Origin of the sequence: Hymenobacter duratus, assembly GCF_014698995.1 — a bacterium.
Lineage (GTDB): Bacteria > Bacteroidota > Bacteroidia > Cytophagales > Hymenobacteraceae > Hymenobacter > Hymenobacter duratus.
In genome coordinates, this window is the sequence record NZ_JACWZZ010000001.1 from 727,527 (window position 1) to 753,022 (window position 25,496).

At 59.3% G+C, this 25,496-nt stretch carries 23 protein-coding genes; 9 read left to right on the forward strand and 14 right to left on the reverse strand.

Annotated features, from left to right (window positions below; translation table 11 throughout):
- The first annotated feature begins 40 nt into the window (after positions 1 to 40).
- The 4 genes from IC231_RS02915 to IC231_RS02930 all read left to right on the forward strand — a co-directional run bounded on the left by IC231_RS02915 (position 41) and on the right by IC231_RS02930 (position 7,166).
- Positions 41 to 1,717, forward strand: coding sequence for a GMC family oxidoreductase (locus tag IC231_RS02915; protein ID WP_190783104.1), 1,677 nt, complete (start codon positions 41 to 43; stop codon positions 1,715 to 1,717).
- A 159-nt stretch (positions 1,718 to 1,876) separates the two neighbouring features.
- Positions 1,877 to 3,211 (forward strand): family 1 glycosylhydrolase, encoded by a 1,335-nt coding sequence (locus IC231_RS02920; protein ID WP_190783105.1) that lies wholly within the window; start codon positions 1,877 to 1,879, stop codon positions 3,209 to 3,211.
- A gap of 272 nt (positions 3,212 to 3,483) precedes the next feature.
- A complete protein-coding gene (locus IC231_RS02925) occupies positions 3,484 to 6,237 on the forward strand; it encodes a T9SS type A sorting domain-containing protein (RefSeq protein WP_190783106.1) in 2,754 nt (917 codons plus the stop codon).
- Between the two features lie 188 nt (positions 6,238 to 6,425).
- Positions 6,426 to 7,166 (forward strand): alpha/beta fold hydrolase, encoded by a 741-nt coding sequence (locus IC231_RS02930; RefSeq protein WP_190783107.1) that lies wholly within the window; start codon positions 6,426 to 6,428, stop codon positions 7,164 to 7,166.
- Positions 7,167 to 7,343: 177 nt separating this feature from the next.
- On the opposite strand, the gene IC231_RS02935 is transcribed toward IC231_RS02930, so the two are convergent.
- The 8 genes from IC231_RS02935 to IC231_RS02970 all read right to left on the reverse strand — a co-directional run bounded on the left by IC231_RS02935 (position 7,344) and on the right by IC231_RS02970 (position 15,370).
- Positions 7,344 to 9,683, reverse strand: coding sequence for a patatin-like phospholipase family protein (locus IC231_RS02935; RefSeq protein ID WP_190783108.1), 2,340 nt, complete (start codon positions 9,681 to 9,683; stop codon positions 7,344 to 7,346).
- 255 nt (positions 9,684 to 9,938) lie between these two features.
- Complete coding sequence (locus IC231_RS02940; protein WP_190783109.1) at positions 9,939 to 10,349, reverse strand: DUF2752 domain-containing protein; 411 nt, start codon at positions 10,347 to 10,349, stop codon at positions 9,939 to 9,941.
- A 21-nt stretch (positions 10,350 to 10,370) separates the two neighbouring features.
- The gene (locus IC231_RS02945; RefSeq protein ID WP_190783110.1) at positions 10,371 to 10,685 is read right to left on the reverse strand and encodes a CD225/dispanin family protein; all 315 of its coding nucleotides are present in this window, start codon (positions 10,683 to 10,685) and stop codon (positions 10,371 to 10,373) included.
- Positions 10,686 to 10,814: 129 nt separating this feature from the next.
- Positions 10,815 to 11,996, reverse strand: a complete 1,182-nt coding sequence (locus tag IC231_RS02950) for a porin family protein (protein WP_190783111.1) — start codon at positions 11,994 to 11,996, stop codon at positions 10,815 to 10,817.
- Positions 11,997 to 12,045: 49 nt separating this feature from the next.
- The gene (locus IC231_RS02955) at positions 12,046 to 12,417 is read right to left on the reverse strand and encodes a DMT family protein (protein WP_190783112.1); all 372 of its coding nucleotides are present in this window, start codon (positions 12,415 to 12,417) and stop codon (positions 12,046 to 12,048) included.
- A 66-nt stretch (positions 12,418 to 12,483) separates the two neighbouring features.
- Positions 12,484 to 13,455 (reverse strand): zinc dependent phospholipase C family protein, encoded by a 972-nt coding sequence (locus IC231_RS02960; protein ID WP_190783113.1) that lies wholly within the window; start codon positions 13,453 to 13,455, stop codon positions 12,484 to 12,486.
- An 80-nt stretch (positions 13,456 to 13,535) separates the two neighbouring features.
- Positions 13,536 to 14,270, reverse strand: coding sequence for a LytR/AlgR family response regulator transcription factor (locus IC231_RS02965; protein ID WP_190783114.1), 735 nt, complete (start codon positions 14,268 to 14,270; stop codon positions 13,536 to 13,538).
- 77 nt (positions 14,271 to 14,347) lie between these two features.
- Positions 14,348 to 15,370, reverse strand: coding sequence for a sensor histidine kinase (locus IC231_RS02970; protein ID WP_190783115.1), 1,023 nt, complete (start codon positions 15,368 to 15,370; stop codon positions 14,348 to 14,350).
- A gap of 216 nt (positions 15,371 to 15,586) precedes the next feature.
- On the opposite strand from IC231_RS02970, the gene IC231_RS02975 reads away from it, so the two are divergent.
- On the forward strand, positions 15,587 to 16,699 hold the full coding sequence (locus tag IC231_RS02975) for a DUF5700 domain-containing putative Zn-dependent protease (RefSeq protein WP_190783116.1): 1,113 nt from the start codon (positions 15,587 to 15,589) through the stop codon (positions 16,697 to 16,699).
- 157 nt (positions 16,700 to 16,856) lie between these two features.
- Here IC231_RS02975 and def read toward each other — a convergent pair whose 3' ends face one another.
- Both def and ruvX read right to left on the reverse strand, forming a co-directional pair.
- Positions 16,857 to 17,456, reverse strand: a complete 600-nt coding sequence (gene def, locus IC231_RS02980; protein WP_190783117.1) for a peptide deformylase — start codon at positions 17,454 to 17,456, stop codon at positions 16,857 to 16,859.
- Positions 17,453 to 17,863: a Holliday junction resolvase RuvX gene (ruvX, locus tag IC231_RS02985; protein ID WP_190783118.1), complete on the reverse strand. Its 411-nt coding sequence runs from the start codon at positions 17,861 to 17,863 to the stop codon at positions 17,453 to 17,455. Before ruvX ends, def begins: the two co-directional genes overlap by 4 nt.
- Positions 17,864 to 18,262: 399 nt before the next feature.
- On the opposite strand from ruvX, the gene IC231_RS02990 reads away from it, so the two are divergent.
- Positions 18,263 to 19,945, forward strand: coding sequence for a S41 family peptidase (locus IC231_RS02990; RefSeq protein WP_190783119.1), 1,683 nt, complete (start codon positions 18,263 to 18,265; stop codon positions 19,943 to 19,945).
- 79 nt (positions 19,946 to 20,024) lie between these two features.
- Here IC231_RS02990 and IC231_RS02995 read toward each other — a convergent pair whose 3' ends face one another.
- Positions 20,025 to 21,032 (reverse strand): transglutaminase-like domain-containing protein, encoded by a 1,008-nt coding sequence (locus IC231_RS02995; protein WP_190783120.1) that lies wholly within the window; start codon positions 21,030 to 21,032, stop codon positions 20,025 to 20,027.
- A 190-nt stretch (positions 21,033 to 21,222) separates the two neighbouring features.
- Here IC231_RS02995 and IC231_RS03000 point away from each other — a divergent pair, with 190 nt between their 5' ends.
- From IC231_RS03000 to IC231_RS03010, 3 genes are all read left to right on the forward strand, one after another.
- The gene (locus IC231_RS03000) at positions 21,223 to 22,431 is read left to right on the forward strand and encodes a homogentisate 1,2-dioxygenase (RefSeq protein ID WP_190783121.1); all 1,209 of its coding nucleotides are present in this window, start codon (positions 21,223 to 21,225) and stop codon (positions 22,429 to 22,431) included.
- 148 nt (positions 22,432 to 22,579) lie between these two features.
- On the forward strand, positions 22,580 to 23,122 hold the full coding sequence (locus tag IC231_RS03005) for a hypothetical protein (RefSeq protein ID WP_190783122.1): 543 nt from the start codon (positions 22,580 to 22,582) through the stop codon (positions 23,120 to 23,122).
- 85 nt (positions 23,123 to 23,207) lie between these two features.
- Entirely contained in the window at positions 23,208 to 23,735 is a 528-nt protein-coding gene (locus IC231_RS03010) for a hypothetical protein (RefSeq protein WP_190783123.1), read from the forward strand.
- Between the two features lie 64 nt (positions 23,736 to 23,799).
- Here the strand turns inward: IC231_RS03010 and IC231_RS03015 are convergent, their stop codons facing one another.
- The 3 genes from IC231_RS03015 to IC231_RS03025 form a co-directional block, all read right to left on the reverse strand.
- The gene (locus IC231_RS03015; RefSeq protein ID WP_190783124.1) at positions 23,800 to 24,312 is read right to left on the reverse strand and encodes a hypothetical protein; all 513 of its coding nucleotides are present in this window, start codon (positions 24,310 to 24,312) and stop codon (positions 23,800 to 23,802) included.
- A 63-nt stretch (positions 24,313 to 24,375) separates the two neighbouring features.
- Positions 24,376 to 24,585, reverse strand: coding sequence for a hypothetical protein (locus IC231_RS03020; protein WP_190783125.1), 210 nt, complete (start codon positions 24,583 to 24,585; stop codon positions 24,376 to 24,378).
- 21 nt (positions 24,586 to 24,606) lie between these two features.
- Positions 24,607 to 25,371, reverse strand: a complete 765-nt coding sequence (locus IC231_RS03025; RefSeq protein WP_190783126.1) for a hypothetical protein — start codon at positions 25,369 to 25,371, stop codon at positions 24,607 to 24,609.
- Positions 25,372 to 25,496: the final 125 nt, after the last annotated feature.

A 25,496-nucleotide genomic window follows, 5' to 3' on the forward strand; every position in this document is an offset into this window, starting at 1 on the left:
GTCGCCTTTTGCATCTTACCTATCACCTGCCACCACGAAAATGCCCGACGAAGAACTACTGGAAGAAGGCGTATTGAATCCGGTTCAACCCGAAATACAGGACCCACTGCTCAAAAGCCTGCTGGCTGAAAGTGAAGCCACTGCTGCGCCCACCGAGCAGGAGCAGACCGCCCCACTTTCTGACCCGACCGATGAGGTAGACTGCGTGGTGATTGGTACCGGTGCAGGCGGAGCGCCTTTGCTGGCGCGTTTGGCCATGGCCGGCCTGAAGGTAGTGGCCCTCGAAGCCGGCCCCCGCCGCGACCCGAAAACTGAGTATGCCACCGATGAAAAAGCCCAGAACTTCCTGTTCTGGAACGATGAGCGTCTTTCAGCGGGCCAGAATCCGGTGGCTTTCGGCAAGAACAACTCCGGCACCGGCGTGGGCGGCTCCACGCTGCACTATACCGCCTACACTCCCCGCGCCCACCGCGGCGACCTGCAGCTCTTCACCGACTTCGGCCAGGGTGTTGACTGGCCCTTCGGGATGGAGGAGCTGGAGCTGTATTATGAGGAGCTGGAGCACTTTCTGGGCATTTCGGGCCCCACGCCCTACCCCTGGGACCCGACGCGCCGCAAAGGCTACCCGCTGGCGCCGCTGCCGCTGAATGGCGCCGCCCAGCTTATGCAGCGCGCCTGCCAGCAACTCGGTGTCCAGACGTCGCCGGCGGCTAACGCGGCGCTGTCGGCACGCTACTACCAGGAAGGCATTGGCTGGCGCGAGGCCTGCACCAACCGGGGCTTCTGCCAGGCCGGCTGCAACCGCGGCGCCAAGGCCAGCATGGACGTCACATTTCTGCCACTGGCCGAAAGCTACGGCGCCGAAATCAGGGCCGATGCGTTTGTGACGGAGATTGAACGTGATGCCCAGGGCCGCGTGACGGGCGTAGTATACGAGCAGCACGGCCAGACCGTGCGCCAGCGTTGCCGGCACCTGTTTTTGTGTGCCGGAGCTGTAGAAACGCCGCGCCTGCTGCTGCTCAACGAGCTGGCTCTCACCAGCGGGCAGGTCGGCAAGCACTTCATGGCTCACCCCGGCATGCAGGTCTGGGGTACGTTCGAGGAAGACATCCGACCCTACAAAGGCATTCCGGGCGGCCTGATTTCCGAGGACACGCACCGTCCCAAAGATGCCGACTTCGCCGGTGGCTACCTGCTGCAAAGCATCGGCGTGATGCCCGTGACGTTTGCCACCCAAATGGTGCGCCAGCGCAAGCTCTGGGGCCAGCCGCTGCGCGACTACATGCGCCAGTACAACCATGTGGCTGGCATCAATATTCTGGGCGACTGTCTGCCGCACGCCGACAACTTCCTGGAATTGAGCGACGAGAAAGACGCCCGCGGCCTGCCCAAGCCGCGCCTGCACTTCACGGCACAGGAAAACGAGCAGCGCATGAACCGCCACGCCGAGAAGCTGATGCGCCAGATCTGGGAGGCTGCCGGCGCCAAGGATATCTGGGCCTTCGAGCGGTACGCCCACGTCATCGGGACGGCGCGCATGGGCCTGAGCGGCGACGATGCCGTGGTGAATGCCGACGGCCGCGCCTTCGATGTGCCCAACCTCTACATCTGCGACAACTCGGTGTTTCCCAGCGCCCTCAGCGTGAACCCGGCCCTTACCATCATGGCTCTGAGCCTGCGCACCGCCGATAAATTCTTGGCGTCGCTGCGGACGTAAGCTGACAATAAAACGTCATGCTGAGCCTGTCGAAGCATCGCGCGTGCTGACGTCGCAATAGTATTCAGGCGTCAGCACGCGCGATGCTTCGACAGGCTCAGCATGACGTTCTTTTTTATTCCGAGGCACCCTTCTGGCGCGTCATTTCAGCTTCAAATAATGAAGTCTTTCCTCAGTCATATCAAAGAGAAGTTCGGCGACGGCCACTACGAAGGCGACCAGTTCGGTGGGGCTGGCGGGCATGACGGCACTGGCCTGCCCACCGGCACGCCCGGCAACTTTATGTTTGCTACCGGCATCGAGTGCTCCTATCCGACCATTGCCAATGGCACCATCCGGCGTGATTTGCTGGCCGAAACCGACCACTACAACCGCTACAAGGAAGACCTGGGACTGGTGAAGGAGATGGGCCTGAAAGTGCTGCGCTACAACCTGCCCTATTACCTCATCCATAAAGGCCCCGGCCAGTTCGACTGGGAGTTTGCGGATTTGGCCATGGCCGAAATCAAGCGGCTGGGTATCACGCCCATTCTGGATCTGATGCACTTTGGCGTGCCCGACTGGGTGGGCAACTTCCAGAACCCTGAGCTGCCGGTGCACTTCTCCGAGTACTGCGGGGCAGTAGCCCAGCGCTATCCGTGGGTGCGGTTTTATACGCCCGTGAATGAGATATATGTCACAGCCCGTGCTTCTGCCAAAGACGGTATCTGGAACGAGCAGCTCAAAGACGACCGGGCCTTTATTACGGCCATGAAGCACATTACGGCTGCCAGCATCATGGGCAACCAGCAGATTGCCAAGTATCGGCCCGACTGCATCATTGTGCAAAGCGAGTCGGCGGAGTACATCCATGAAATGCGTGCCGTGGAAAGCGACGCAGTGCGCCTTACCAACAAACTGCGCTTTCTGTCACTGGACCTGCTTTACGCCCATACCATTGATGCCGAAGTGCTGCTCTACTGCCTCGACAACGGCATGACCCGCGAAGAACTAAAGTGGTTCATGGCCGGTGAGCCGCCTGGCTACCAGATCATGGGCAACGATTATTACGGCCGCAATGAGCGAATTATCAAGCCCGATGGTAGCTGGTGTGCGGCGGAAGATGTGCTGGGCTGGTACACCATGACCCGCCAGTACTATGAGCGGTACCGCAAGCCCGTGATGCACACCGAAACCAACACTTTCAACGCCAAAGATGCCGAGTGCTGGCTCTGGAAGCAGTGGGTGAACGTGCAGCGCATCCGCCAGGACGGAGTGCCCGTCGTCGGATTCACCTGGTACAGCCTGCTCGATCAGCTCGACTGGGACATCAGCCTCGCCGAGAAGCGCCTGTCGGTGAATGCCTGCGGCCTGTATGATCTGGACCGCAGGATCCGGCCGGTGGGGGAGAGCTACAAAATGATGATCCGCGAGTTCGGCCAGATAACCATTATGCCCCACGGCGAGATGTTCGAATTTACTACCCGCCCCGCCATGCTGAAGGTGGAAAAGTAGCGGGAGCGGTTGAGGGTGAGCCGGACGGAATGTCTGGCGGCGGTAGCTGAACGCGCCGGGCAGGAAAGACCAATATTTTTTACGTGACCCGGACAGAGAAAAGCTGCGTCAGGGCAGCCTAAGAAACGTTTTTAAGAACGGCTGAAGTGGTATTTACATAGAAATCATTGTGTTTCTTAGAGAAGGCATTACCTTAAAACTATGTTAGCCATCCTGGTAGGGTGGACTCTGCTTTTATCACCTTCACTTTTCACCTCTTTTCCATTAGTTGCATGGTAACAAACCTTTACTCTTCCGCTTCTCGGACATCCGGCAGACTGCGGACACGGCTGACAGCGCTGGCCGCTGCTCTGCTATTGGCGCCAGCGGCGTGGGCCCAGGCCCCGGCCAATGACAACTGTACGGGAGCCATAGCCCTGACTCCCGGCGCAACCTGCACGGTAGTGACCGGCACCAACGAAAATGCCACGGCCAGTACGGCTCCTGCTCCTTCTTGCGGTGGCACTACCACCACGGGCAGCAACGACGTGTGGTACAGCGTAGTAGTGCCGGCCGGCGGCGCCGTAACCGTGACGACCAGTTCAATCACGGGCAGCCCCTTCGTCGATTCGGTGATTGAGTTGTATACAGGCTCTTGCACCAGCCTTACTTCCGTGTTTTGCAACGACGATGCTACCGGTCTGTTTTCCAGCGCCACGGCTAGCGGCCTCACGGCTGGCAGCACCGTTTATGCCCGCGTAATGAACTATGGCACCACTCCTACAGGGCAGTTTGGGGTGTGTGCTACCATTCCGGCCGCTGTTCCGGCCAACGACAACCCGGCGGGCGCCGTTGCCCTGACGCTTGGTGCTACCTGCACACCGGTGAATGGCACGAACGCCGCCGCCACTACCACCACTGCCAATGGCTACGCCAATCCTGGTGCTGCGCCTTACAGCTGCGGTATTGCCGTGACGCCCAAGGATGTTTGGTACCGCTTCACGACGGCGGCCAGCGGGGCTGGCAGCACGTCGGTGAGCATTCAGGTAACGGGCAACCCGGCCGGCTACCTGCGGGCCTTCTCGGCAGCCAGCGCGGCTGGTCCGTTCACGGAAATTGGCTGTGCCTCAGGCGGTGCCAACAACGTGGTATCGACGCCCCTGAACCTGTCCGGCCTGACGCCCTCCACTACCTACTATGTGTCGGTGGCAGGCTACGGCTCCGCCGATACGCAGGGTGCCTTCACCATCTGCGCCAGCAGCACGGCGGCCGCCGTTTGCGCCGCTCCTACGGCCGTATCCGTAGGCAGCATCACGACTACCTCGGCCAGCCTGGTCTTCACGCCTGGTAGCGGCAACACCAGCTACACCGTAACCTACTTCCCTACGGCCACTCCAACCGCCGTCACGACGGTAACGCCTACTCCTACGGCCTCTCCGGTGGCTCTCACCGGCCTCACGGCCGGCACTGCCTACACCGTTACGCTGCAGGCTATCTGCGCCGGTGGCGGTACTACAGGCCTGATTACGCGTACGTTCACGAGCAGCGCCCTGGCTCCTGCCAACAATGAGTGCGCCACGGCCGTAACCCTGACGCCCAGCGCGGCAGGCGGTGCCTGCACAGCCACCAACGGTACGGTAGCAGGCGCTACGCAATCCAGCGCCCCCATTCTCTGCAACGGCTTTACGGCCAGCGCTGCCCAGGACGTGTGGTACAGCTTCGTAGCCACGGCTACGTCGCACACCGTTACGGTTACCGGCAACTTCGATGGCGTGCTGGAAGTGCTGAGCGGTGCCTGCGGTGCCCTTACCAACGTAGGATGCGCTGATGCCACCGGCAACAACGAAACCCTGAACCTGACGGCGCTGACCGTAGGTACTACCTACCGCATGCGCTACTACCCTTACTCGTCTAACCCAACCAACGGTACCTTCACCATCTGCGTGACTACGCCGGTGCCGCTGGCAGCCAACGACGCCGCTGTACAAACTGTTTATACGGTAGGAAAAGCACCCGTTTCGGCTCCGCAGATAGTGCAGGCCGTGGTCCGTAATGCTGGTTCGGCCGCTCTGCCCGCCTTCCCGCTCACTCTGAACGTAACGGGAGCCAACACCTTCACCGATGCCAAGATCGTTCCAGCACTGGCTGTAGGAGCTTCTGCTACTATCACCTTTGCGGCCTACACGCCTGCCGCCATCGGCACCAACACAGTAACCGTAACAGCTCCGAATGACGGGCAGGCTTCTAACAACACGCTGGTCTACACGCAGGCGGTAACAGCCAACAACCTGTCGTACATCGACGACAGCCAGCCCCTGAATGCAACCGGTATCGGGGTTTCCAGCACCACGCCGAATGGCATTCTTGTTTCGAAGTATACCATCAACTCACAAGCTACCATTGGTGAGATACGGCTGAACTTCCCTGCGCTGGCTACTACCACGTCTACGTATCAGGCCGTGGTGGTGAGTGCACTGGCGGCCGGTACTCCGGGTACTGTCCTCTTCACTTCGCCCACCCTGAACCGTCCGACGGCTGCTGGTGTGGTAACGGTGCCGGTAACGGGTGCCGTAACGGTAAACGGTACCTTCTATGTAGGTATTAAGGAAATTGCGGGCAACGTGCAGGTTGGCTACCAGGTAGAAAGCCCGCTCCGTCCGGCTACCTTCTATTTCCAGGGCGGCGGCACCACCACGTGGACCGACGTAAGCACGGTGGGCACCCCTCCGTTTACCACCCGTCTGGCTATCGAGGTGGGCTTCAGCGCCCGTACGCTGTCTACTAACAGCGCGGCACTGTCGAAGGCAATTTCGATGTTCCCGAACCCAAGCAACGGCCAGGTAACGCTGGATATTCAGGGGGCACAGGCGAAAGGCTCGATGCAGGTAGAAATCATCAACATGCTTGGCCAGGTTGTGCACACCTCTGCTGTAAGAGACAACGCGCAGAACAAGCTGGACCTTTCAAGCCTGTCGAACGGCATGTACACGGTTCGGATAAAGTCTGGCTCGGAGTACACTATCCGTCAGCTGGCCCTGACGAAATAAGGACTGCGTAGCTCCGCTACAACACGAAAAGCCCTGCCTCTCTAGGCAGGGCTTTTTTTATACTACTTATTAAAACCAGAAGACCATCCTGACAAGATTGTCAGGCACAATCAGGTGTTGCTATGCAGCCAACGCACAGGCTGGTATTGCCGTTAAGGAACGCAGCTGATTCATATTCCCTCGCCCTGATGCCCGATAGTAACCCGCTCACCTTCGTTTGCCTGCATTATTGGGCCGGCGCCGGCCACGAGTTCCAGGCCATAGCCGACCTGCTGGCGCCTGACTACGAGCTGGTAGACCCCAGCCTCGGTGGTTTCGGAGGTGCCCCCGGCCCGTTGGGAGGCTACTCCGTGGATGCCTACGCCGATGAGGTTGCCGCCCTGATTCAGAGCCGGAAGCTAACCCGCTACGTGCTGGTAGGCCACAGCATGGGCGGCAAAATTGCTCTGGCCCTGGCAGCCCGGCAGCCGGCGGGGCTGCGGGGCCTAGTGCTGCTGAGCCCTTCGCCCCCCACCCCGGAACCCATGACCGACGAAGACCGCAAAACCAGCCAGCAGGCCTGGGGCCAGCGCGTGCTGGCCGAGAAAACCCAGCAGAAAATCACCGCTCGTTCACTTCCTGCGTCGGTGCGGCAGCGCATCATAGAGGATAACCTGCGCAGCTCCAAAGCCGCCTGGGATGCCTGGTTGCTACACGGGAGCCGCGAAAACCTGGCCGCCCGCATGTGTGAGGTGCGGGTGCCCTGCGCCATCGTGGCCGGCGACCAGGACGCGGTAATGTCGCCGTCGGTGCACGGACTGGAAACGCTGCCGCTGCTACCCGAAGGCACACCCCTGGAAATAGTGCCCGGCGCCGGCCACCTGCTGCCCTACGAGGCTCCGGAAGAGGTAGCCGCGCTCCTGCGGGCATTTGCTGAAAAGGTGAGCTAATCCGGAAGTAGTTAGGGCCAGCTTTACCTAAGCCGCACGGGCCAAGCAACTGGTTCAGGTAAAAGAGTAAGGTACCTCTATTCATGCACCAGGTAATCAAAAAGAGGTGGAAGGTCCGGCCGGCGCTGTGCGCGTCGTCGGAACCTCCACCTCTTATTTGTCTAATTGGCTGGCTGCTTAATCGAGGGCCCGCTCGCGGAACAGCACGTAGCCGATGTGGGCAAACACGCCGAACTGGTGGTTGGGGTCATCGTAGTGAATGAACTGCAGCGCCGCCGGCCCGACGGGCGTCTGGTACACCAGGCCGGTCATGGCCGTCAGGTAGGGGCGGCTGACGGTAGGACCGCGCCGGGGCAGCAACGGGTTGTCGTTTTCCCGCTCCCAGGGCCGGAACATGGTATGCACGTACGCTTCGGTGCGCCATTCCAACGAGCCTACGATGGCCTTGATGTACTTCAGGCCCACGGCCGCGTAGGCCGTGCCGCGGTACCGGTCCAGGAACTGCGTGCGCGAATCGGGCAGGGGCAGGAATACCGGCGCCGACGTCAGCGACGAGCGGTAGGTGGCAAAGCTGCCCTGCGTGGTAGCCACGGCATCAATGGTGTAGCCCCAGGCGTGCACCCGCCGGCCCACCGAATCGACTTTGTGAAACGTAAAATACTGCTCGGTATACACGCGGCCCTGCACCCACTGCTGGTCTTTGGTGCGGCCATTCAGGCCGTTGGCCGTAGAGCCCGGCGAGTAGTCTTCTTCGGCCAGCACACCCCGAAAGGAAAAATCGGCCCGGCGGCCACTCACGGCGTACTGCCGGCGAGTCAGTGAGTTGCGCTGAAACTGCAGGGCCGCCGTAATACCATCCAGGCGGTTCTGGTCCAGCTCGGCACCGGAGCTGATTTCGTCGGTATTGGCAAACCGGTCACGGCTCGTGAACACGCCCCCGCTCAGAATGTAGCGGCTGCGGTAGTTGGGGCTGTAGCCAATCTGCAGGTACGTTTTCAGGTCGCGCTGCTGCAGTTGCGTGTTCTGGGCCGAGCTGCCCAGCAGCCCGCCAGTATCCTGGTAGTTGAAGTTGTTGAACGTGACGGTGGGCTCGAAGTAGAGCGGCGCCCGGCCCGGTATACTCACCCGAAACGACCCCTGCGCCCCGTTGTAGAAGCGCCCGATGGTGGCGTTGGCCTTGATGGTGTAGAGGTAGCGGTTGAGGTAGCGGTAGGCGCCGCCCAGATAGAAATTGCTCATGGACCGCGACGACAGCAGCACGCCCAGATCCGTCGTGAGGTTGGAGTTCTGGCGGGCATCCAGGTTGAGCTCGTAACCTTGCAGCTTGCTGTCGTAGCGCACCCGCGGGTACACGTTGTTGAAGAAGTCGTTGTTGACGAGACGGTAGTAGCCTTCTTCCACGTCGCCCGGCGAGTAGGAGGAGCCGGTGCGCTGGAAAAAGCGCCGCACAAATTCCTGCTGCTGCTTCGGCACGCCCTGCACCGTAATCTGTTTGAAATCGGGCTTGGGCGCACGCTCCTGGAAGGTCCGGCGCCGCTGCTGCAAAGCCAGCGTGTCTTCGCGCCGCTCAATACGAGTCAGCAGCAGCTCCATCTTGCGCTCAGTAGCCTGCTGCCCCAGATTTATCAGCTGTTTTACCTTGTTGAAATCGGCGGCCGTGATACCCTCCAGATTGGGCTGGATGAAGATGCCGTTTTTGCCTACCGAAGCAGTATCGGCCACGTTGGAACCCAGAAACAGCAGGGTGCTGGTGAGCAGCGCATCATCCTTGCCTTTGGGGTATTTGTTGAAGGCCACGTCGCCTACGTTCACCCCAATCATAATATCGGGCTTGAATTCCTCACGCATCACACCGGTCGGGAAGTTGTCCACCACGGCGCCGTCGAAGAGGTAGCGGCCATCCTGCTGCCGGATGGGGCGGAACGCCAACGGAAAAGCCATGGAGTTGCGCACCGCGTCGGAGAGAGAGCCACTGCGCTGCACCACCCGCTCCCGCGTAAACACCTCGGAAGCCACGCTGCGGTAGGGCACCAGCAGCTTGTTGAAGTCGTAGCCGGAAATGGCGCCGGCCGGAGCCAGCATGGTGGCCAGCACGTAGTTGAGCGTGACGTCATCCACGAGCTTGGGCGTCACGCGCGCCTTCAGGGTCGAGTCGATGGCCAGGCGCAGGTGCAGGGCGGCGGGGTTGTAGTCGCCGTCGTAGTAGTTGTACACCTTGCCTTCCAGCGGCTCGCCCGACACCCAGTTCTGGAACTCCGGCTTAAGCACGATTTCCTCAATCTCCCGGGGCGAGTAGCCGGCCGCGTACATAGCGCCCACAATGGCGCCCATGCTCGTGCCCACAATGTAGTCGATGGGAATGCGGTTCTTCTCCAGCATCTTCAGCACCCCCACGTGGGCCAGGCCCTTGGCCCCGCCTCCCGACAGCACCAGGCCTACTTTTTGGGCCTGCGCCGCTGGCACGGCCAGTAACAGACTTACCAGAAAAAACTGTAGAAAGCAGTACGTTTTACGCATATAATGAAGGCAAAAGCCCCACAGTGGGACGTCGCCTTCCTACGCAATGACCGGGGAGTAGTTGCCGGCTCGGGCAGGGTTGAGGGGGTTATTTATAGGAATATGGAAATATAAAGCTTTGGTGCATCCACTGGGTTGCCGGTGGCTGCTCCCGTCAAGCCGCCGGAGGAAGGAGTTCCATCGGCTACTGATGACCAGAAAGCCGGCCTAAATTACCCGTAGTGCTTCAGGCCGCAGAGAGCGGCTCGGGCCGGATCAGGGGGCCAGCCAGGCGCCCAGCGGGCCGGGCAGATTACGCAAAATGCAGAAAACGACGGCCATGGCCGCTATTCCCCAGCTAAGCCAGGGGCTGTAGAGCAACGTCAGGCGCCGGGACGTGCCGGCCAGGTAGCCGCGAGCTTCCTCCAGCAGCCCCAGCCCCACTACCGGCGCCAGCACCGCCGCCAGCAGATTGAACCCTGCCGCCTGTCCCACGTGCCCGTGCAGGAGAGCATGCAATGCCCGTTGGGTGCCGCAGCCAGGGCAATGCAGCCCCGTCAGCCAGTATACCGGGCAGCGCGGAAACGGGTAGTGCGCCGGGTCGAGGCGAAAATACAGAACGGCCAGCGCCAGCCCGGCCAGCAGGCCGAAAGCAGTGGCACCAGCCGTTCTTTTAGTCAGTAGCATCTGTACTGCGCTACAGGTTTTCTAGTCGTTGAAGGCGCCCAGCAGGCCGCCGCCAATGCCCAGTACAAAAACAATGAATATGGGAATAGCTACTTGCAGCACGGCCCCGATCAGGCCGTATTTCACCCACTTGCCGGCATTGGCAGATGCTTCCTGCGCTCCGGCATAGTCACCTACCGCCAAGCGGGTATTCACATTAGAGGAATTGATGATGGCTACGATGCCGAAGGGCAGGCAGCAGAAAACAGTCACCAGAATGGCTTCGACGAGCCAGTTTTTGGGTGGAGGTCCACCAACAGGAGGTACACCGGTAGGCGAAGCGTAAGGTTGTTCCATGCAGGAAAAGAGGAGGTTAAATGGATAGGATGACGAAAAATAAATATTCCGTCTCCAATCCCCAACTTCTGCACCGGCAAGTCACCATTTCTTAAAGATGACATATACGGCGGCTACCAGCTTTCCGGCCTACAGAAAGCGGGAATACGTCAAAGACAGATCAGACTGCTGCAATTTGTATTGGGTCCGCTCAGTTGGGCTTTCTATGTTCATGCTCTGCACATGAAATCCTAAGTCCAGCAGACCGATGGAAGTTCTATAGGTGATGCCGCCACCACCGCGCACCAGAATATGCCACTTATCCATTCCCAAATCATAAGCACTCGGTTTATCATAGGAGGCTTCTGGAATGGCCTGGTACCATGCCCGTGAGTTCAGCAGATAGCTGATTCCACCGCCACCTTCTAAGTAAGGATGTAGTCGCCGCTCATTACGCCCCACCTGCCAACGCAGCATAAGAGGAATTTGCAGCAATTCTGCTTTAAGGTCCGCACTCCGGACAAAATAGTTTACAGCTGCTGTTGGTCGGTCTCGCACCACTACGTAGGAGTGCGCTTTGGTATAGATGCCCTCCACTACAGCCCGAAAACCACCACCAATTGGCAGTACGAGTTGCAGGGCAGCCGTGAGGTTCATATTCGAACTAGGTCTCCGATAGCCGAAGTCATGGTTATTGTCCAGATACCATAACTGACTGCGCTGTAGTCCGGCCCGAATTCCTAAGGTCACAGGATTGCGGGCTCCTGGGTAGTACCGATTCGGTACAGTAGTAGGCTGACAATCATTGTACTGATTAACCATTTTCGCCAGAGGGGTCCGAGCATACAGCAGCCGTTGTTTGCCACGGTCTGCCACCACAAGCCCAGGGCACTGCGCAACTACGTTTTGCAGCATAGGCTCAAACTGGTTGCGGGCCAGCGGCAATACGTTGCTACCGGCCTGCTCCAGCATAAAATCAACGGCCGGTAGCGGCGTGTAGCCGGTATATAAGCTGAGTGGCCCGCTGCTGATAACTTCCAGAATGCGTAGGCTGTCGCCGGTTATCAGTCGGGCACGAAATGCTTGGCGCCCATCGGTGGTGCCCGCAGCACTCAGCTGCGCTGCCCGAAGAGTTTCTACCGTGGCATCGGGAGTTGCACGGAAACGAACCTGCCCCAGTATGCGGGTAGCACGCAAGACATCAACATAGCCGCGTACTGTATCGGTGGGGGCGGTTCGGCGCACGATGTAGCCGGGTTGAAAAATAGACTGTTGAGCAGTGGCCAGGAGCGGAAATAAGCTCAAGACGCCCAAGTATAGGAAACGACGCATGTTTTGGGAAGGCATAATTTCTCAAAACTACCGAATTAGTCTGCCCGTCTTACCATTTCTTAAAGATGACATATACGGCGGCTACCAGCAAGCCGAAGCCCAGCAGGTGGTTCCAGGCCAGCTTGTCGGTTTTGAACACGTACACGGCGCACAACGTGAAAACTGTCAGGGATACTACTTCCTGAATGACTTTGAGCTGAAACAGGCTGAACGGCCCACCGTTTTCCTCGAACCCGATGCGGTTGGCCGGCACCTGAAACACATACTCGAAGAAAGCCAGGCCCCAGCTTACCAGTATCACGCCTACCAGCCCCAGCCCGTGCAGCCACGAAATCTTCTTGAACTGCAGGTGCCCGTACCAGGCAAACGTCATGAACAGGTTGGAAATGGTAAGCAGCAGAATGGTGGTCAGGCTTTTCATGAGAGTAAGCGGGTAAGGGGAGGGCAAAGCACGGCATCTGCTGCCGGCTTGCCTGGCGCGGGCCGGTCAGTCTTCGTGGCCGGGTATGGCGGCCTGGGGAGCGGCCTGTTGCAGCTCTTTGGCTTCGCGGGCGAGGCGCAGCTTCTCTTTCTCTGAGGGCTGCTTAGGCAAGGCGTCCAGGTCGGGCTGGCCAGCATCTACCCAGCACGTGTACCAGAAAGCCCCGATCAGGCGCTGGGCCAGGCGCATCTGCCGCTCCACCTGCCCCGTGAGCCGCTGGTGGTACTCGTGGCTGAACTCGCGCGAGTACACCCGCACCGTCTGGTTGCCGCGTTCCTCAAACCCGTACTTCTTGTCCTCGGGCATCCTGGCCGTCAGGTCCCGCTCAAACGTCAGCACCGAATCGACGGCGGCATTGGAACGGGCTACGGCCGCCCAGATGGTTTCGGAGGGCCGCTCGATGTACGGGGCCGGACCGGTGAAAAAGTCGTAGTTGGCGGCCAGGATTTCGGGCAGCCTGGATTCCCAGAGGCCATGAATACCGCGCTGGCCCGTGAGCTGGCCGTTGTAGTTGTGGGTGGTGTGCAGCGGCACGCAGGCATCGGCAATGTAGTGCCCCAGGTCAGCGGAGAGGCTCAGAATCCGGTCGGCGTCGCGCTGGCGGAAGGCTTCCGTGAGCTGGCCTTTCATGCGTACCACCTGCCAGGGCACAATGCCGTGCTTCATCAACGAGTCTTCCCCGAATTTGGCCACCGCGTCGGCGTAGGAGCGGGGCAGCCGGGCCAGTGCCGAGTCGCCGTAGATATCTACGTCAAGAAAGTGGCGGGCCGCCTCGCCGGGCACCACCGAGCGTCGCGAGTCGGGCCGGGTGGCGTTTTCGGTCAGGTAGTCGATGTTGGTTTTGTAGAAGCCCATCATTTCGGGCGGCAGCGTAAACACGGCCAGCCGATTGATAAGCCGGTGCCCGAAAAATCCCCACGCCTGGGGCCGCTGCGGCAGCAACAATAAAAAGGCTAAAAGCAGCAGTATACGAGGCATAGCGTCTGGAACACAACGGATAGAGGCGAGGAAGATACACGGAGTTATTGAGCCAGGCAACAGCCCAACTCCCGAACGGCTCAGGCCCGGTCGCGCACCACCTGATACAAGGCTTCGCGGTAGGTTTCGCCCACCGGAATGGCCTTGTCGCCTACATACACCGTGTTGCCGTCTACCATACTGATTTTGTCCAGGGAGATGATAAACGACTTGTGCACCCGCAAAAACGGCGGCTGCGGCAACTGCTCGGCCAGCTCCTTGAGCGTCTGGTAGGTCACGAGGCGCTGGCCCGGAAGTACCAGCGTGAGGTAGTTGCCCAACGCTTCGGCGTAGAGAATATCGGCGTGGTTGACCCGCAGAAACTTGTTCTTGCTTTCGCCTTTTACAAACAGGTGGCTGACTGCTGTAGCACTGGCTGGGGCGGCAGTTGAGCCGGCAGCAGGAGCCGGCACTGCCGGCACTGCCGGCACTGGCTGGGCCTTCTGGGCGGCGCGCAAAAACCGGTCGAAGGCGATGGGCTTGAGCAGGTAATCAACCACATCATACTCGTAGCCTTCCAGCGCATACTCGGGGTAGGCGGTAGTCAGGATGACTTTGCAACGGCCGCCGCAGAGCTTCAGGAACTGCAGCCCGGTTAGCTCGGGCATCTGAATATCCAGAAAAACCAGGTCGGCGCGGCCTTCCTGCACCCATAGCAGCGCCTCAATGGGGTTGGTGGTAAGGCCCACCAGCGTCAGAAACGGAATTTTCTCGATGTAGCTGGCCAGCAGCCGGCCGGCATAGGCCTCATCATCCACCACAAGGCAGCGCAGCATAACAATAGCAGTAAGTAAAACAGGAAATACACGGCCCGCAAAGCTGCAGAATCCGCCGCAAACCGCCGCTCGGTTCTCTACAGTTCCAGGTCCAGGGTCGTGTGGTAGACCCCGGCCGCCTGCTGCACCCGCAACTGATGCCGGCCCGGATACAGCAGTTCCAGCCGCCGCCGGATATTGGCCAGCCCGATTCCGGTGGTGAGGTCTTTCTGGTTCTGGCTGATGTAGTTGTGCACCTCAAACCGCAGCCGCGTCGGGGCAGGCAGCGTCAGGCGGATAGCAACCGGCTGCTCTGCGCGGTTCACGACACCATGCTTCAGCGCATTCTCCACGAACGGAATCAGCAGCAAAGACGCCACCCGTTGCCCGTTGAGGCCAGCCGGCGTCTCAAAAGTCACAAAGAAGCTGTCTTCGAAGCGCAGCCGGTGCAGCGCCAGAAAATTCTCCAGGTACTCCACTTCCCGGCGCAGCTCCACTTTGCCGTCGGGGCTTTCGTGCAGCATGTAGCGCATCAGGTCCGAGAGGCGCAGCGTGGCCTCGGCCAGCGGCTCCGACACCAGGTAGGCCTGCGCGTAGAGGTAGTTGAGCGTGTTGTAGAGGAAATGCGGATTGATCTGGGTTTTGAGAAAGGCCAGTTCCGCCTGCGTTTTTTCCTGCTGCAGCTGCTGAGTTTCGCGCTGCTTTTCCCGCAAAAAAGCATCCTGCACGCCCCAGGCCGCGGCGGCCACCATCATCATGGGCAGGCCCCGCTCGGCATTGTCGCGGAAATACGCCAGCAGCTTTACCTCGCCGGTGTAGTTGCTGAAACCAAACAGCAGCGGCAGCAGCACCTGTTCCAGTGCGTAGCGAGTAGCCGTGAACACCACCGGCGCCAGCGCCAGCCCCAGCACTAGCTGCGGAATACGGCTTTTGCGCAGATAGCGCGGAAACAGCACCAGAAAGCAGTAGTAAAAGATGCTCATCATGCTGAGCCGAAACGTGAGCTGCAACACCAATAGTACGCCCTGGTTGGGCAGATGCTGCCCATAGATGCCCACAAAGTCGTAGGCCAGCAGCAGCCCCCAGCCCAGCAGGTGGAAAAGCGTAGTTTGACGGTTCATGGGCTAAAGCTAACCTGCCGATGCCGCTTCTGCTGGGGTTTTATGGCAACGCCGCCAACTGTGATGCCAACGCCCGATTTGGGCGGATAACCCCGCCAGCGACCGGGCGGCGGATTCACATCGGGTTTGGGCAGGTTGAGATAATAAAGTTTCGGGCGAGGGGAGCATACGGCACTTTTGAGGCATCTCCTTCACCCTTCGTCTTTCCGGTTATCCATGAAACGCCTTCCTGCCCTGCTCGTTGCCTGCCTGGTTCTGCTGCTGAGTACCCAGTCCCGGCCCGCCGCCGCCCAAACCGTAAACATCGACGCGGCCCTGCGCTACTGGGAAATGACCGACGCGCTGCGCCAGGATAAGCCTCTTACCGATGAGCTGTGGCAGGCATTTGTAGCGGTGCCCGCCAACCAGCGCTACATATCCAGCGTGTTCAACGACGAGATGCTGCAGCGCTACCGCCGTGCCATTGAGGTGGTGTACCGCCCCAGCCTCGACTCGGTGCTGCAAGCCAAGCTGAAGAAGGAAGTATGGTACTACGTGCTGGTGAACGGCTACAAGCAGCGCGAACCGGAGTTCAAACAGTATCTGCTGGAAACTGCCCGCCAGCCCGCTTACCTGGATCTGATGTACCGCTACGCCTACGAATATCTGCCCCGGCGCGCCCACACCAAAGTGCAGAACCTGCAACTGGCCTACGTGGCCATCGGCAACGATGCCATTTCCGAGCCGGCCGGCCTCGTGTTCAGCCTGAAATCAGCTATTGATTGGAACAAGCCCAAGAATGGTATTCTGGAAGCCCACGAAATGCACCACCAGCTCAGTCCCGGCCTCGATTTTAGCTTGGCCGCCAAGCGCGACCAGCCGCTGCTCCAGGCCCTGAGCATGGTGCAGAACGAAGGCTCCGCCGACCTCATCGACAAGAAAGTGTTGCTTCAGTCACCCACCGACTCGGCGGCCATACGTGAGTGGCTGCTGGCCGGCGCGCCAGCCGTGCTTCATAAGCTGGACTCTGTGCTGCAGGTCGCCGCCCGGCCCGGCAGCACCCTGCCCGAGCTGAAGTACTACCGTCGCCTGTTCAATAGCACCACGGGCCACCTGCCCGGTTTCTACATGGCCCGCACCCTAGATAACAACGGCTATACCCCGCAGTTGCTGGCTAGCATTGACAACCCGCTGGCCTTCTTTCAGCTCTATCAGAAAGCCGCCAAAAAGGACAAAACCCACCCACCGGTTTTCTCCCGCGCTTCGCTCAACTACCTCAAAAAGCTCGAAAAGCAGTATGTAGCCCAAGCGCGGGCCGCGCAGACGAATACGCAGGCCTCAGCCCGTTAATTCCAGGCTTGTTCCCCCTAAAAAAACCGGCCGCCAGTAGTGAAGTGCTACTGGCGGCCGGTTTTTTTGCTGAGATGCTGTCTGGGAAGCCGCTAGAACATCCATGCAGAGCTGGAGGCGAAGCATGATGTTGAACAGTCTTTCAATAAGTACCCGTCTACCGCCGGCCCTGGCCCGCGAAACGCATACGGTAGTCGGCATTCACGTCGCCTTTGCTGATACGCGTAAGCTTGCCTTTGATGAGCTGCTTTTTGAAGCCCGAAATCTTGTCGGTAAACAGCACGCCTTCCAGGTGGTCGTACTCGTGTTGAATCACGCGGGCCGTCATGCCCGAGAAAGTGTCTTCGTGCACCTGGCGCTGCTCATCTTCGTAACGAATGACAATGGTTTCGGGGCGGTACACCATTTCGCGCACACCCGGGATGCTCAGGCAGCCTTCTTCAAAGCCCCATTCCTCGCCGGTTTCGCTCACCATCCGGGGGTTAATGAAGACGCGCTTCACACCTTGCTCAGCATCGGGCAGCGGTTCGCCGGTTTCTTCGTCTTCCGAGTCAATCATCGGCTCCGAGTCGATGACGAACAGGCGTATGCTTTTGCCCACCTGTGGAGCAGCCAGCCCTACGCCGTGGGCGTGGTACATGGTATCGTACATGTCCTGCACAATCTGCTTCAGGTCGGCCGCCGGGAAATCCTGCGGAATGTCTTTGGCGCGGGCTTTCAGTACTGGGTCACCGAAAGCAACTATGGGGTAAATCATCGGGATTCGAGGAAAGATTGCAGAATGAGGGTTGCCGACACCCGGTCGACGGTGGCTTTGTCGCGGCGGTCCTTTTTGCTGAGGCCGCCGGCCAGCATGGCGGCGTGTGCCATGCGTGAGGTATACCGTTCGTCTATCTCATGCACCGGCACCTCCGGAAACTGATTCCGCAGGCTGCGTATCAGGCCTACTACGGCGCTGGTGCTGTCCGTGGCTTCGTTGAGCAGGGTGCGCGGCATTCCCACGACCAGCGCATCCAGCGGCTCGCGCTGGTGATAGGCTTTCACAAAGGCCAGCACATCTTTGCTGTGCACGGTATCAAGAGGGGTGGCAATAAGCTGGAGGGGATCCGTAACTGCCAGCCCCACACGCTTATGGCCATAGTCGATGGCAAGAACACGGCCCATTGCGGAACAGGATGAGGAGTAAGCATAGTGCAACCGGTACGGCTGCCGCCCCAAAGATACGACGCCCCGCCAGAACCGGTAGCAGTCGGCCGCTGGTCTGACGCCTGCGCAATCCGGCTCACCGAGGATTTCGTACACTTCACCGAAGTGTTTTAATCTTCATATAATCATAAACATACCTTTGTTTTGGCTGCCGGGAAGTTTGCGCAGATTTGCACTCAATTCAACCCAAAATGGGAATATATTGGGCTAAAGAAAGATGAAATTGCATTGTTATCGGATAATTCATATTGCCTAATAGATGCCTTGAATTTCTTGGAAAAGTTTCAATAGATTTGAAATTCTGTGCCTCCTCTCAAGTTTCTTTTATAGCCCAAACCACTACTCTCTCAGCATCTTATGGCAGTCGAGTTTAAGCCTCAGCCGATGGTTTCTGTGGAGCCCGAGCCGCGCAATTCGCGGCGTCGGGTGCAGCAGCCGTTGTTGTTGGCATTGGTGCTGGCGTGTGGGGTACTGCTGGGAGCCAACCCGTTCCGGCCGTCTGACCAGAATCCGGATGGCACGGCCCGGGGCTACCTGAAGTTCAAGGAGATTCTGAGCTACGTAGACCGCGACTATGTAGACTCCGTGGATGCCGAGGCGCTGTCTGACTATGCCATCGGGCGTATGCTGGAGCGACTTGATCCGCACTCGGTGTTCATTCCGGCCAAGCAGCAGCAGCAGGCCTCCGCTTTTCTACAGAGTGATTTTGACGGGGTAGGGGTGGAGTTCAACATCTTCCGCGACACCGTGACGGTGGTAGCACCGCTCAGCGGCGGCCCCGCCGAACTGTCGGGCCTGCAGCCCGGCGACCGTATTCTGGCCGTGAACAACGAGCGGGTTTCCGGCAAGCAGCTGTCTACGGAACAGGTATTTGGCAAGCTGCGCGGTCCGCGCGGCTCCAAGGTGCTGCTGCAACTGCTGCGCCGCGGCCAGGCCAAGCCTCTGAACGTCATGCTGACCCGCAACCGCATTCCCAACAACTCGGTGGATGTGGCGTACCTGCTCGACGCGCAAACGGGCTACATCAAAATCAGCCGTTTCGCCAGTGGCACCTACGACGAGTTCAAGCAGGCGCTTGGCGACCTGCGCCGCCAGGGCATGACCAGCCTCGTGCTGGACTTGCGCGGCAACCCCGGCGGCTACCTCGACCGCGCCACCAAGCTGGCCGATGAGTTTATTGGGGGCACGCGCAAGATTGTATACACCGACGGCAAAGGCGACCAGTACGACACCCAGACCTATTCGCGGGTGCTCGGCGAATTCGAGGAAGGCCCGCTGGTGGTGCTGGTGGATGAAGGCTCGGCCTCGGCGGCTGAAGTGGTGGCCGGCGCCCTGCAAGACCACGACCGCGCGCTGGTAGTGGGCCGCCGCACCTTCGGAAAAGGACTTGTGCAGCAGCCCATTGCCCTCAACGATGGCTCGGAGCTGCGCCTGACTATTGCCCGCTACTATACGCCTTCGGGCCGGAGCATCCAGAAATCATATAGCCACGGCTTGGCGGCCTACGAGCAGGACCTGCAGAACCGGCTGCGTCACGGCGAATTGTTCCACGCCGACAGCATCCATTTCGCCGATTCGTTGCGCTACCAGACGGTGCATGGGCGCACAGTGTATGGTGGGGGCGGCATTATGCCCGACCTGTTTGTGCCGCGCGACAGTTCGGCTTACTCTGCATACTACACGCGGCTGCAGAGCCACAATCTGGTGCGCGAATTCGCTATCAACTACTTCCAGAGCCACCGCCCCGAACTGGAGGCGTTGCGCCCGGAGCAGTTTCTGAGCACCTTCCGTATTTCGGATGCGCAGCTGCAGGAACTGGCTGAAATTGCGGCCCGCGACGGTATGCCAGCTAACCCTTCGCACCTGCGCCGTTGCGCCAACCTCCTCCGTAATCAACTCAAAGCGTATATTGCACGTAGTGCCTACGGCAAACCGACGTATTACGCGGTGCTGAAGGAGCAGGACGCCGAGTTGAAGCTGGCCCTACAGGCCGTTGCCGACGGATCGGCTAATCCCATGCAAAAGCTGTCAATGAAATAATAGTAGTTAGAATTAGGGGAAAACTATACTGCAGAACGGCCGGGGTGGGGACTCCGGCCGTTTTTGATTTTAACAACTGTTACTGCCCCAGATCCTGATACCGAAACTCCCGCGTCACACCATCGAATGGCTTGCCGTCTACTTCGGCGTAGGGGTAAATGAAATAGTTGAGCGGCTGGCCTTTCTGAGACGGCCTAAGAGGTACATCGCGGCCTCGGGTGAATTCGACGCGGTTTTCGTCGTGGGCGCCGAAGAAGTAGGCGCGGCGGCTGGGGTCTTTGGCCGCTTCCGAGGCATCGACGGGTACCCAGCCAGTTTGCTTGGTGTAAAACTCAGCCCAGCAATGGTAGCCTTTGATTTCGCCTGCGCCACGCTCCGCAGGTAGCGGAAACCCGATGCTGAAACGCGCCGGGATACCCAGAGCGCGGCAGTAGCCGATGAACACGGCGTGGAAATCGGTGCAGTTGCCGCGGCGGGCGTCGCAGGCATAGTAAATGTCACCGCGCCCCCAGCCCTGACCGGTTTTGTCGTACGTGACGGTGCTGACGACGTGCTCATAAATGGCACGGGCTTTTTCGAGGTCGGTTTTGGCCCCGGCTTTGGCCACCACTTCCTGCGCCCAGGTTTTGATTTTGGCATCCAGCGGCACCAGTCGGTCGGACTGGAGCCAGCGGGCCATGTTAGGGTCCGTGGGTTCGGTGACGCGGGCTTTGTAGGTCTTTGCTTCAGACGAAGGCGAGAGAAACGGATTCAGGTGCTCACGCCGTGTCGTCTCGAAACGCATACCAACGCGCAGATTAGCCGCCTGAGAAGCCGGTACTTTCAGGTGCAGCACCTGGTTGCCATACGGCGCTTTGGTGAGCTGGTAAGGGACTGAAGTGGTGATTTTTAGGTTGCGGATGTCCTGCGAAGCATCGGGGTGAGGCACCGGCAGCCACAGCTCCAGCGAATCGGCGCCGCTGGGCAGGGCGGGTACGGTGGCTATATAGTTGAAGGTGAAGGTGCGGGTGCGAGGCGCTGAAGATGGAGCGGCAGCCAGCAGCGCAAAACCAACCGGCAACAAACTGCGAAAACGAACAGAGCGCATAAGACGGAAAAACAGCGAGGACCCGAAAGCAAGCCACAGCTACCCAAGACGCAAAAATAGCCGGTTCCGTTCCGGCGCTTCCGGCGCTGTTCCGCTGTAAGTAGCGGTAAGCGTGGGCTTCTGCCAAACTTCTTACCTTCACGCTACAGACCCCGTACCCCATTTCCCACCCGCAACGCTCGTTTTCCGCATGGCTTACTACCACCGCCTCGGCCAGATTCCGCGCAAGCGCCACACCCAGTTTCGCCAACCTGACGGCTCGCTGTATGCCGAGCAGCTGGTAGGCACGCTGGGGTTTCATGGTGTGTCGTCTTTGCTCTATCATAAGCATCTGCCCACCGAAATCCGCACGGTAGGTACACCTGAGCCGTATAGCCCCAAGTTGCTGAAAGATCGGCCGCTGGAGCCAGCTCACTTGCGCACCTTGTCCCAGACTACCACCGGTGGCGACTATCTGCAGGCCCGCCAGACGATGCTCGGCAACGCCGACGTAACGCTGAGCATCTGCAACCCCACGGAAAAGCGGATGCAGTACTACTACAAAAACGCGCTGGCCGATGAGGTGATTTTCGTGCACGAAGGCCGCGGCGAGCTGTGGAGTCAGATGGGCAAGGTAGCCTTCGAGCCCGGCGACTATATCGTTATTCCGCGCACCATCATCCACCAGCTGCACTTCGAGGAGGGGCCGGTGCGCCTGCTCATCATCGAGTCGTTTAGCCCCGTGGAAACGTGCCGCCGCTACCGCAACCATTTCGGGCAGCTGCTGGAACACTCGCCCTACTGCGAGCGGGACATCCGGCCGCCCCACGAGCTGGTGACGGAAGACGTGCAGGAGTCGGGCGAGTACGTGGTCAAGATCAAGAAGGAAGGCCAGCTGCACCACCTCACCTACGGCCACTCGCCGTTTGATGTGGTAGGCTGGGACGGCTATTTCTACCCCTATGCCACCAGCATCCACGATTTTGAGCCCATTACGGGCCGCCTGCACCAGCCACCACCCGTGCACCAGCATTTCGAGGCCAACAACTTCGTCATCTGCTCGTTCGTGCCGCGCCTCTTCGATTACCACCCGCTGAGCATTCCGGCTCCTTACAACCACTCCAACGTCGATTCAGACGAAGTGCTGTACTATGTGGCCGGCAACTTTATGTCGCGCAAGGGCGTGGATCTGGCCTCATTTACGTGGCATCCCAGCGGCATTCCACACGGGCCACACCCCGGCACCGTAGAGGCCAGCATCGGCAAGAAGGAAACCCACGAGCTGGCCGTAATGGTGGATACATTCCGGCCGCTCTACCTGACCGAAGCGGCATTGCCTTACATCGACCCGCGCTACCCCATGAGCTGGCAGCCCGGCTTCGTGCCGGACCCGCCTAAGGCGGCCGACATGATGGACTAATCATGGAGTAGACCGATTTTACGGCTGTTGTGGACGGGGCTAGCCGGGAAACTGGTGGGCCCCGTTTGTTTTTTCCTGATCTGCATCAAGCGCGGTACCGTACGCCCAATCTATTTTTATTGACACTATCTCTTTTACCCTTTCGGTTATGCGCATACACAACTTGCTAGGATTTCTGCTGCTGGCCGCCCTGAGCTTCGGCTGCAAGAAAGAGGCGAAGGAAACCACCGTAGCCTTTGACGTGGTGGATACCTGGGCGGCGGTCCTGGACGTAACGGCGCCGCCCGCCGGCCCGCTGACGGTGTTTCTGCCTACCACCCGTGTCTATTCCGCCACGGCGGATTCCTGCAGGGGCCGCAAAATTACGCTGGATCAGCTGCAGCAGGCCACGCTCAGCCACGCCACGCTCACGCTGCAGGCGCCAGTCGGCCAGAACTTCGACTTTGTGCGCCAGATTACCTGGTACATCACCTCGGAACAGGGCAACGACCGTATGGTGCTGGCTACCCTGCCGAATGTGCCTCTCGGCGCCACTACACTTACGCTCATGCCCACTAACACGGCGCTGCTGAGCTACCTGCGCCCCGGCCAGTACTACCTGACGCCTCAACTGGAGCTGAGGCAGCCCGGACAAACGGTGGTCCGCATGCAGCTGCAACTGCGCTTTGCGATGCAGGCCCGGCAGCTCTAGCGGGGCGGACTACATTACTTCTGCCTGCCTGCTGTCAAACCTATTTATGAACGGCTGCGTATCTGCCGGGCAAAATTCAACTGCCATGAAAAAAATACTGTTTGTTCTACCGCTGCTGGCTTTGGTGCTGGCGGTAGGCTGCAAGAAGATTGATAAGCTGCTGACCTTCTACATCGAAGACTCGCAGAACATCCGCATTGCCAGCAACTTTCCCCTTGGTACGCTCGTCCCGCTGACGCCTATTTCAGTGCCTACCAAGTCTGAAGAGCGGTTTAGCAATGAGGGCACCCGCGCCGACCTGGTTAAAAACGTGAGCCTCAACCGCCTCACGCTTACCATCACCGACCCCAGCAGTGAGAATTTCGACTTTCTGCGCCGCATCGAAATCTACATTAGCACTGACCAGAACGACCAAGTACTGCTAGCCTCATTGGCGCAGGTGCCTGCCGGCCAAACCAGCATCGAGCTGACACCTACCAACGCCGTGCTCGACAAGTACCTCAAGGCCAGTAGCTACACGCTCACGACCAAAGCCGAAATTACCCGGCCCATTTCCCGCGACATTACCGTGCGCTCCGATTCTCGCTTCAAAGTCACGGCTGACCCGCTGTAAGCTCATCCCCACCACAATAAAAAGCCCCGACCATGAAGATGGTCGGGGCTTTTTATTGTGGTGCCTATTCTGTAGGGTCGTCGCTGGCAATAGTGTTGTATAACTCTACCATTTTCACCACGTCTTCCAGCTTATCGTAGCGCCAGCCCATAGCTTTAATCTGCTGCTCCATTTCCTCCGCATGCTTTTTAAAAAGCCGCATGATGGATCGGTCGGGCGTCAGCTCAACCGCTACATCCGGCTTTTCGGACGGTACGGCATACAGGGTAGTCGTCTGGGTCTGGTATGCCGGGCGCATTTCGGTGTTGAGCGCCAGGTTCATCTGGGGGCCGTGCTCCACATACACATGGCGCGCCAACAGATGGATTGCCCCGGTTGTGTTGAGAACCTGCAGCATACCGCGGCCACTGCCTGACCGCAATGAGCGGTACTTGACCTCCTGAAACTGCAGTGGCACCTGTCCGGCCGCCGGAATCAGCGTAAAGCCTCTCAGAGTGCCACTGGTATAGACCTTTATTCCGTCTGGCGCTGCTGCATCCTGCGCCTCCAGCCATTGCAGCTTCACGTTGTAGCGCAACCCCGAAACCGGGCTGGTTTGCCCATCAAGCTGCTGGATGGTTCCGGCATGCCAGCTTTGTTTCTAGCCATAGTAGCCCAGCATCGGTGTGCCCGCAATGGCGGCTGCTCTGTCGCTGCTACGCTGGTTTAGGTTTTGGGTAGAAACGGTACGGCCACTCACAATGTCGGCCATATCCAGCGCATTCAGACCATTTTGGGCAACAGAAGTAGTGGAGTACACAAGGCAGATGGCCAACGCCAAGCCAGGCACCAGAATACGTTTAGCTGTCATAGAAGCGGAAGTTGAAAAGAACTACTTCGCCGGTGCAGCCGGCAGGGTGTTGTAGTAGTCCACCATCTTCAGCACGTCGTTTAGTCTGGTGTAGTCGAGGTTGTTGTTTTTGGCGTAGGCGTCCATCTCGCCGGCACGGGCCTTGAACACGCGCATGATACCGCGGCGGTCCAGCGTCAATTCAGCCGCAAAATCGGACTTGGCCGACTGGGTGTAGAACAGGCTCGTGACGTGCAACTGCTGTGCCGGGCGCACTACCGTGTTCAGGGCCGGGTTGATTTCGGCGGCGCGCTCCTCGAACGTATGGCGGACCAGCAGGCGCACGTCGCCGGTGCGGTTCAGCTCTTCCATAAAGCCGCGCCCCGAGCCGGTGCGCGTAGAGCTGTACTTGTACTCACGGAACAGGTGCGGGGCCTGGCCGGCGGCCGGTACCAGCGTAAAGCTCTTGAGAGTACCCGATGGATACACCCGGATGCCGCCCGGTACAGTAGCATCCTGCGCCTCCAGCCATTGTAGCTTCATGTTGTAGCGCAACCCCGAAACCGAGCCATTTTCTCCGTCGAGTGGCTGCACAGTACCTGCGTTCCAGCCCTGGTTGTAGTAGCCCAGCGCCGGCGTACCCGCAATGGCCGCCTCCTTGTCGGCGGTGCTCATATTGAGGTTGCGGGTGGAAGTTGGCCGGCCGCGCGTGATATCGGCCATGTCGTAGGAACTCATGCCAGCCTGCGCCATAGCCGAAGTGGCCGCAAAAGTCAGTGCAAACAAGACCGGGATAATAGGTTTCATACAGCTAAAATGATTGAAATACAGACGGTAAATATACGGCTTTCCCAGGCTCATAAGTTCCTGGCAATGGCATAAGTCGGGTCTATAAAACGTTTGTCCGGGCGGAAGCGGAATCTAGGTGCTGG

Coding starts and splice junctions, on each gene's coding strand:
- IC231_RS02915 (WP_190783104.1), top strand. CDS start 41: ATGCCCGACGAAGAACTACTGGAAGAAGGCGTATTGAATCCGGTTCAA.
- IC231_RS02920 (WP_190783105.1), top strand. CDS start 1,877: ATGAAGTCTTTCCTCAGTCATATCAAAGAGAAGTTCGGCGACGGCCAC.
- IC231_RS02925 (WP_190783106.1), top strand. CDS start 3,484: ATGGTAACAAACCTTTACTCTTCCGCTTCTCGGACATCCGGCAGACTG.
- IC231_RS02930 (WP_190783107.1), top strand. CDS start 6,426: ATGCCCGATAGTAACCCGCTCACCTTCGTTTGCCTGCATTATTGGGCC.
- IC231_RS02935 (WP_190783108.1), bottom strand. CDS start 9,683: ATGCGTAAAACGTACTGCTTTCTACAGTTTTTTCTGGTAAGTCTGTTA.
- IC231_RS02940 (WP_190783109.1), bottom strand. CDS start 10,349: ATGCTACTGACTAAAAGAACGGCTGGTGCCACTGCTTTCGGCCTGCTG.
- IC231_RS02945 (WP_190783110.1), bottom strand. CDS start 10,685: ATGGAACAACCTTACGCTTCGCCTACCGGTGTACCTCCTGTTGGTGGA.
- IC231_RS02950 (WP_190783111.1), bottom strand. CDS start 11,996: ATGCGTCGTTTCCTATACTTGGGCGTCTTGAGCTTATTTCCGCTCCTG.
- IC231_RS02955 (WP_190783112.1), bottom strand. CDS start 12,417: ATGAAAAGCCTGACCACCATTCTGCTGCTTACCATTTCCAACCTGTTC.
- IC231_RS02960 (WP_190783113.1), bottom strand. CDS start 13,455: ATGCCTCGTATACTGCTGCTTTTAGCCTTTTTATTGTTGCTGCCGCAG.
- IC231_RS02965 (WP_190783114.1), bottom strand. CDS start 14,270: ATGCTGCGCTGCCTTGTGGTGGATGATGAGGCCTATGCCGGCCGGCTG.
- IC231_RS02970 (WP_190783115.1), bottom strand. CDS start 15,370: ATGAACCGTCAAACTACGCTTTTCCACCTGCTGGGCTGGGGGCTGCTG.
- IC231_RS02975 (WP_190783116.1), top strand. CDS start 15,587: ATGAAACGCCTTCCTGCCCTGCTCGTTGCCTGCCTGGTTCTGCTGCTG.
- def (WP_190783117.1), bottom strand. CDS start 17,456: ATGATTTACCCCATAGTTGCTTTCGGTGACCCAGTACTGAAAGCCCGC.
- ruvX (WP_190783118.1), bottom strand. CDS start 17,863: ATGGGCCGTGTTCTTGCCATCGACTATGGCCATAAGCGTGTGGGGCTG.
- IC231_RS02990 (WP_190783119.1), top strand. CDS start 18,263: ATGGCAGTCGAGTTTAAGCCTCAGCCGATGGTTTCTGTGGAGCCCGAG.
- IC231_RS02995 (WP_190783120.1), bottom strand. CDS start 21,032: ATGCGCTCTGTTCGTTTTCGCAGTTTGTTGCCGGTTGGTTTTGCGCTG.
- IC231_RS03000 (WP_190783121.1), top strand. CDS start 21,223: ATGGCTTACTACCACCGCCTCGGCCAGATTCCGCGCAAGCGCCACACC.
- IC231_RS03005 (WP_190783122.1), top strand. CDS start 22,580: ATGCGCATACACAACTTGCTAGGATTTCTGCTGCTGGCCGCCCTGAGC.
- IC231_RS03010 (WP_190783123.1), top strand. CDS start 23,208: ATGAAAAAAATACTGTTTGTTCTACCGCTGCTGGCTTTGGTGCTGGCG.
- IC231_RS03020 (WP_190783125.1), bottom strand. CDS start 24,585: ATGACAGCTAAACGTATTCTGGTGCCTGGCTTGGCGTTGGCCATCTGC.
- IC231_RS03025 (WP_190783126.1), bottom strand. CDS start 25,371: ATGAAACCTATTATCCCGGTCTTGTTTGCACTGACTTTTGCGGCCACT.